This window comes from Galbibacter pacificus (assembly GCF_029603165.1).
In the GTDB taxonomy this organism is placed as follows: Bacteria; Bacteroidota; Bacteroidia; order Flavobacteriales; family Flavobacteriaceae; genus Galbibacter; species Galbibacter pacificus.
Map to the genome: position 1 here is coordinate 312,916 of NZ_JAQSVC010000005.1, position 7,421 is coordinate 320,336.

Annotated in this window: 5 protein-coding genes; 4 read left to right on the top strand and 1 reads right to left on the bottom strand. The window is 39.6% G+C overall.

Annotated elements, in window-relative coordinates:
* Position 1 precedes the first annotated feature (1 nt).
* On the bottom strand, positions 2–2,449 hold the full coding sequence (thrA, locus tag PSF86_RS14820) for a bifunctional aspartate kinase/homoserine dehydrogenase I (protein ID WP_277900876.1): 2,448 nt from the start codon (positions 2,447–2,449) through the stop codon (positions 2–4).
* Between the two features lie 354 nt (positions 2,450–2,803).
* Between thrA and PSF86_RS14825 the strand changes: the two genes are divergently transcribed.
* The 4 genes from PSF86_RS14825 to PSF86_RS14840 all read left to right on the top strand — a co-directional run.
* The gene (locus PSF86_RS14825) at positions 2,804–4,345 is read left to right on the top strand and encodes an NAD(P)H-hydrate dehydratase (RefSeq protein ID WP_277900877.1); all 1,542 of its coding nucleotides are present in this window, start codon (positions 2,804–2,806) and stop codon (positions 4,343–4,345) included.
* Between the two features lie 232 nt (positions 4,346–4,577).
* Positions 4,578–6,089, top strand: a complete 1,512-nt coding sequence (hutH, locus tag PSF86_RS14830) for a histidine ammonia-lyase (protein ID WP_277900878.1) — start codon at positions 4,578–4,580, stop codon at positions 6,087–6,089.
* A gap of 219 nt (positions 6,090–6,308) precedes the next feature.
* Positions 6,309–6,551: a hypothetical protein gene (locus PSF86_RS14835; RefSeq protein ID WP_277900879.1), complete on the top strand. Its 243-nt coding sequence runs from the start codon at positions 6,309–6,311 to the stop codon at positions 6,549–6,551.
* A 149-nt stretch (positions 6,552–6,700) separates the two neighbouring features.
* The coding region (locus tag PSF86_RS14840) for a transposase (protein ID WP_277900880.1) at positions 6,701–7,421 on the top strand (721 nt) is incomplete at its 3' end.

Here is a 7,421-nt window from a genome sequence, read left to right on the forward strand (position 1 = left end):
ATTAAAAATTACCAATTCTTATGATATCTGCAAAAATACCGGAAGCCGTAACATCTGCACCGGCACCGGCACCTTTAATGAGCAAGGGCTGTTCGCTATATCTTTCTGTAAAGAAAAGTACAATATTGTCTTTTCCTTCCAAGTTGTAAAACGGATGGCCTTGCGGTACATGCTGTAACCCAACCTTGGCCTTGCCGTTTTCAAATTGCGCTACATATTTAAGTCGGCAGTCCTTGTTGGCCGCTTCTTTGTAAATAGTGTCGAAATGCGCTTTGTTTTTAACCAATGATTTGTAAAAATCGTCAACATTGCTGGTGTCCAAGCTTTCTTGTGGCAAAAAGGCTTCATTTTCAATTTGTTCAATATCGAGTTCGTTTCCGCTTTCCCGGGCAAGAATCAATATTTTTCTCATGACATCAATTCCGCTTAGATCAATTTTAGGATCTGGTTCTGTATAGCCTTCATCTTGTGCTTGCTTCACCACTTCATGAAAATCGGTTTTGTCATTAAAATTATTGAATACAAAATTAAGGCTTCCCGAAAGAACGGCTTGTATTTTGGTTATTTTGTCGCCAGAGGCGATTAAGTGCTTTAGCGTGTCTATAATTGGCAATCCTGCTCCTACATTGGTTTCAAAAAGGAAAGGGGCATTGTATTGCCTTGAAAGTTCTTTTAACTTTAAATAGTTTTTATATGGAGAAGAAGCTGCAATTTTATTACAAGTTACAACAGAAATACTGTCGTTTAAATAGTTTTCGTATGTTTTTGCAACGGCTTCGTTGGCGGTGTTGTCAACAAAAATACTATTGCGGAGGTTGAGTTCTTTTACTTTTTGATAAAAAGCATCCAAACCGGTTTTTTCGCCATTATTTAATAACTCTTTCCAGTTTTTTAAATCCAGCCCATTTTCGTCAAAAACCATTTTTTTGGAATTGGAAAGCGCAACCACACGGATGTTCAATTTTAATTGCTTCTTTAAAAATTTGCGCTGTTGCTCGATTTGAGCCAAGAATTTTTCACCAACATTCCCAACGCCCATTACAAATAGGTTGAGTTGTTTTACATTGTCTTCAAAAAATTGCTCGTGCAAAGTGTTGAGCGCTTTTTTTACATCGTTTTTATTGATAACTGCCGAAATATTCCTTTCGGAAGCCCCTTGAGCTATGGCCCGGATGTTGACGTTGTTTTTTCCTAATGCACTGAACATGCGTCCGCTTAAACCTTGGTGGCTTTTCATGTTATCGCCTACCAAAGCAATAATGGCCAAGTCGTTTTCAACCATTACCGGGTTGATTTTCTTTAGGGTCATTTCGTATTCAAATGCCTTTTCTAAGGCACTTTTGGCTTTTTCGGCATCATCAGAGGCAACTCCGATGCAAATAGAATGTTCTGAAGAAGCTTGGGTAATAAATACTACGCTCACTTTAGCTTCAGAAAGTACTTCAAAAAAACGTTTAGATATTCCGTGGATACCAACCATTCCACTTCCTTCAAGAGAAAGGAGCGAAATATTTTCCACATGGCTTATTCCCCTAACTGCACGTGCTTTTCCGTTGGAGCTTTTTGTAATTAAGGTCCCTTCTTCTTCTGGGGCAAAAGTATTTTTTATATGGATTGAAATTCCTTTGGACAATACCGGTTGGATTGTTGGCGGGTAAAGCACCTTGGCGCCAAAATGAGACAGTTCCATGGCCTCTTCGTAAGAAATATGAGGAATGGCAAAGGCTTGCTTTACCAATTTTGGGTTGGCGGTATACATCCCGCTCACGTCTGTCCATATTTCCAGTGTCTCGGTATTTACGGCTGCGGCAATTATGGCAGCGGTATAATCAGATCCGCCACGCCCCAAAGTGGTCGCTTCTCCTTTGGCCGATGACGCAACAAAACCGGGTGCCACGATAACCTGGTAGGTAACTGTGCCGAAGTAATTTTCGCAAAGTTCGTTGGTGGCCTTAAAATCTATAACGGCCTTGCCAAAACTGTCGTCGGTTTTTATTAATAGTTTGCTATTTTTATGTACGCTGTCAATGTCTTCTTTTATAAAATATTCATTTATGATGTAAGAAGACAATAATTCTCCATAACCAACAATTTTATCTAATAGTTTAGGAGTGGTTTCCCCAATTAAAAAGGCACCTTCAAGCAGGGTCTCCAAGACATTGAGTTCCCTTTTTACATTACTTATAACCTTACTTTGATTATTTATGTCGATTAGCTCCTGAATGGTTTTAAGGTGCTTGTCCTCAATTTCTTCAAGAACGTTTTTGTACGATTCGTTTTGAGAGGCTGCCAATAACGATGCTTTTATGAGCATGTCCGTCACCCCACCAAAAGCAGAGACAACAACCACAGCTTTTTCGTTCTTTGAAGAATTGGCAACAATATTTTTTACCTTTTCTATGTTTTGAGCGTTTGCTACCGATGTGCCGCCAAATTTTAAAACTTTCATTAGTCAGTATTTTATTTTTTTGTTTTTAGTATCAAGATACAACGTAAATGGATGTATGTTGAAATAAAGGATGTGTATTTTATGTAAATGTTCCCGTTTTGTTGTAAAAAACAAATATGGATTATGGACGATATGTAATATGTTATACCCCAAAAGGGGTAATAATGGTAGTGTTACGAATAATAGAAATAATACATGCGTTCCCGATCGGGAAAGTAGATGTGGCATGTATTTTTTTAAAACTTTGCATTTGTTTACTCGTATTCGTTGTCAAATGTAGTACTTTTATAGTATTAAAAAAACTAAAAAGTTATTATTAAGAATTTAATAATTTAACTAAAGATTTATTATAAAATGAAAATTTTTTCTGTTGAACAGATACGTCTTGCTGATAAATATACAATCGAAAGACAAAATATTAGCAGTGGGGAGCTAATGGAAAGGGCAGGAAAAGCTGTTTTTAAATGGATGCACCGTCAATTAAACGGCAGCGATGTTAAAATTCACCTATTTTGTGGGATAGGAAACAATGGAGGCGACGGGTTGGTGGTTGCCAGGTATTTACTGGAACAAGGTTATGCCATTTCGGTATATGTGGTGAACTTTAGCGATAACAGGTCCAAAGATTTTCTACTGAACTTCGACAGGATTAAAAACTTAAAATATTGGCCACAGCTCTTAACCGAGGACGATGATTTACCCTTTATTGAATCTAATGATATTGTTGTAGACGCCATTTTTGGAATAGGCCTAAACAGGCCGCCAATAACATGGGTTAGTAAATTGATTCATCATATAAACAAAAACCGGGCTTTTGTACTTTCCATAGATATTCCTTCGGGTTTGTATATGGATAAAGGCATAACTACGGAAGATGCTGTTGTAAAGGCAGATTATACATTAACGTTTCAACTGCCAAAATTGCCTTTTCTTTTGCCTGAAACGGGTAGGTACACACAATATTGGGAGGTTTTGGACATTGGTCAAGACACACAGTTTTTATACGAAGAGCCAAGTAATTTAGAGTATGTAGACAAATGGGCAGTTTTAAACAAATATAAGCCACGGGACCGTTTTTCCCATAAGGGCACCTATGGGCATTCCCTTATTATTGGGGGGAGCTATGGAAAAATAGGAGCGGCCTTAATGTGCAGCGAAGCCGCTTTGCATGCAGGTTCTGGGTTGGTAACGGCTTTTGTGCCCAAATGTGGCTATCAAACCATTCAAACAGCATTTCCCGAAGCCATGGTCGTTACAGATGTTAACGACAATTTTATAACCGATATCAACTTTAGTATCGACCCAAGCGTGATAGGCATTGGGCCAGGATTGGGAAAACATCCCAAAACGATAAAAGCATTTACTTCGTTTTTAAAAAGAAACAAAGCACCATTGGTAATAGATGCCGATGGCATTAATATTTTATCAGAAAATAAAGAACTGATTCAGTTTATAAAAGGAAAAGCCGTTTTAACGCCACACCCCAAGGAATTGGAGCGTTTAATAGGGGTTTGGAAAGACGATTACGATAAGTTGGAAAAAACAAAACAGTTTTCTACCGAAAACGATGTTGTGATTTTAATAAAAGGGGCCTATACCGTTACGGTTTACCACGAAAAAATGAGTTTTAATTCAACCGGGAACCCGGGAATGGCAACCGGCGGAAGCGGAGATGTGCTAACCGGTATTATTTGTGGGTTATTGGCGCAGGGATATACACTTTTTGATGCAACCGTACTTGGGGTCTATATTCATGGAAAAGCGGGCGATTTGGCCGTTTTGCGTGCTGGCGTGGAAGCCTTGACTGCAACCGATTTAATAGATTTTACAGGAGATGCTTTTTTGGATCTCATCAAGAAAGACCCCGTGGATTATATGGAGGGCAATGCCGAATAATTTTTTGTTAATAGTTGTTAGGGATGAGGGAAGAGTTATTAGGGGTTAGTTAATAGTTAACTGTTAATTGTTGAACTTTGACCCTCTGGCCTCTCAACTCTCAACAACATAACAACAAACCTAAAACCTTGAATAGATAACCTAACAATCAACACCGGACCAATTAATATTCGGTTTTTTTGCATAATTAAATGGGAATACAGATTTTTGCGCACATTTATTACACAGTTTAATGGAAGATTTTTATTATATAAGTTCAGACGTTTTAGATATTGAGACCATAGCTACTATTAGCAATGAAAAATTGAAGCTGAAACTGTCTGATGAGGCCAAACTTAATATAAAAAAGTGCAGGGAGTTTTTAGATCATAAAATTGCTTCCGACAAAAAACCGGTTTATGGCATTAATACGGGTTTTGGTTCCTTGTGTAATGTAAAAATTGTCGATACGCATTTAAGCAAATTACAGGAAAATCTGGTAATGTCGCACGCATGTGGTACCGGCGATTTGGTACCCCGGGAAATCGTTAAATTGATGCTGTTGCTTAAAATTCAGTCATTGAGTTATGGGCACAGTGGCGTTCAGTTGGAAACGGTATGCAGGTTGATAGATTTTTATAATGAAGACATCGTTCCGGTAGTCTATACTCAAGGCTCCCTTGGCGCATCGGGAGATTTGGCGCCTTTGGCCCATTTGTCGCTTCCGTTGCTTGGAAAAGGAGAGGTTTATTTTAAGGGAAAACGGATTTCTTCAGAAGAAGTTTACAAAGAAAAAAAATGGAAACCAATCGAACTTCAGTCCAAAGAGGGGTTGGCATTGCTTAACGGAACTCAGTTTATGAGTGCTTATGGCGTGTGGTGCATTATAAATGCCTATAAACTTTCGTACCTGGCCGATCTTATAGGGACCATGTCGCTGGATGCATTTAACGGACTTACAGAGCCTTTCAATAAATTGATTCATTTAGTGAGACCACACCGCGGACAAATAAAAACGGCCGCCCGTATTCTAAGTTTTATTGAAGGAAGCGAAATTTCCCAACAGAAAAAAATACAGGTTCAGGATCCTTATTCATTTAGGTGTATGCCGCAAGTGCACGGGGCCTCCAAAGATGTGCTTGCCCATGTGCGGAAAGTGTTTAAAACCGAAATAAACTCGGTAACCGATAACCCGAATATTTTTGTGGAACAGGACGAGATTGTTTCTGGCGGTAATTTTCATGGGCAACCTTTGGCAATGGCCCTTGATTATCTGGGAATAGCACTTGCCGAATGGGGAAGTATCTCTGAAAGGAGAACGTACCAATTGATATCCGGACAAAGGGGGCTTCCTTCCTGTTTAGTGAATGATCCCGGCTTAAATTCCGGTTTAATGATTCCGCAATACACGGCCGCCAGTATTGTAAGCCAGAACAAACAACTGGCCACTCCCGCAAGTGTAGATACCATTGTTTCTTCAAACGGACAAGAAGACCACGTAAGCATGGGAGCCAATGCCGCTACCAAATGCTACAAGATTATGCAGAACATTAAATCGATTTTGGCCATAGAATTGTTAAACGCTTCTCAAGCCTTGGCATTTAGGCGTCCGGCAAAATCTTCTAAAACCATAGAAAAACTTTTCAAAGCATATACGCAACAAGTGACTTTTGTTGATGAAGACCGTATTTTTCATGACGATATTGTAAAAACTATTGCTTTTATGGAGCAATATCCCATCAATAAAGAGATATTTCAGGATTAAGTTTAAGTATTATTGAAGACTACTACGTGAACCCTAGATTGTTATTGACTGAAATGCCCTAGGGTAGATAACTGAGTGGGAATCGATTTCTATGGAGTGAACAAGCTGTACTAATAATTCTTTTCAGCTAATTTTTCTACGGATATGGTCAATGTGTTCAAATTATTTATGTCAACTTTAAGTGAATTTCATTGAATAAATAATTAAAAAAGCATACTGATGAAAAATAAATGGTTGATAGCACTTATGATGATTACAGTTTTTATGATTGTTTCCTGCAAGCAAAATAAAACAGCACCTTCAAAGACAGAGACGCCTAACGAGGACATAATGGAAAGCAAACAAGAGGGCATGGAGCAGGCCAGGGAATGGAAAGGCGAGCGACAAGAAGCTGTCGATACCGCTTCGAGCGATACCGCAAAGAAGGACACGCAAAAAAAAGACAGTACGGCAAAGAACTAACATTTATAGGTATGAAGCAGAATTGTTCTGTTCTTTAAGGGCATAAGAAGCTGTCTCATAACCGGGCCAGCTTTTTTATTGAATATACAGGAGCATTTGCTTGTTTTTATCCTGTATTTAGCGTAAATTATAGTCTGATAACCAGACGTATGAATACCAATTTTCAAGATTACAACCAACAGCAAAATTGGCTTTTTCCCCCCAGCATAGAAGAACTGATCCCAGAGAACCATCCGGTGCGTGTGGTCAATGGGGTAATCGAACAACTTGACCTAGGGTTGCTCGTTGCAGAGTACAGCCGGGAGGGTAAACCGAGCTACCATCCCAAAATGATGCTCAAGGTAATGGTCTATGCTTATATGGACAACACCTACTCCTCCAGGAAGATCGAAAAGGCCATGCGCGAGAACATCAATTATATGTGGCAGTCCGCCCGACAGGTAGCCGATCACAACACCATCGCCCGTTTCCGTAGCAAAAAACTCAAGCCCATCTTCAAGGATATCTTCAAGCAGGTGGTACTGCTCCTGGCCGAGGAAGGACTGGTCACCCTTAAGGAAGTCTTTACCGATGGCACCAAGATAGAGTCTATGGCAGGTCGGTACACCTTTGTATGGGGCAATGCCATCAAAACGCGCAGGGAGAAAATGTCAGAACAGCTGGAAGAGCTTTGGCAGTACGCCCAGAGCGTGGCCGATGAAGAGGACAAAGATCCAACACCACCGGACTTCACGAAAATGGACAGGGAGAAAGAGGAACAGAGCTACAAATCCAAGAAAAAGAAAAATGGAAAGGACGATTTTAACAGAAATAACCTACACTATAATGCGGAAGGTGACTATTACGTATGCCCGATGGGACAGCATATGG

Bases quoted from the DNA above. Each gene is read 5' to 3' on its own strand.
- thrA (WP_277900876.1), bottom strand. From the start codon at position 2,449: ATGAAAGTTTTAAAATTTGGCGGCACATCGGTAGCAAACGCTCAAAAC.
- PSF86_RS14825 (WP_277900877.1), top strand. From the start codon at position 2,804: ATGAAAATTTTTTCTGTTGAACAGATACGTCTTGCTGATAAATATACA.
- hutH (WP_277900878.1), top strand. From the start codon at position 4,578: ATGGAAGATTTTTATTATATAAGTTCAGACGTTTTAGATATTGAGACC.
- PSF86_RS14835 (WP_277900879.1), top strand. From the start codon at position 6,309: ATGAAAAATAAATGGTTGATAGCACTTATGATGATTACAGTTTTTATG.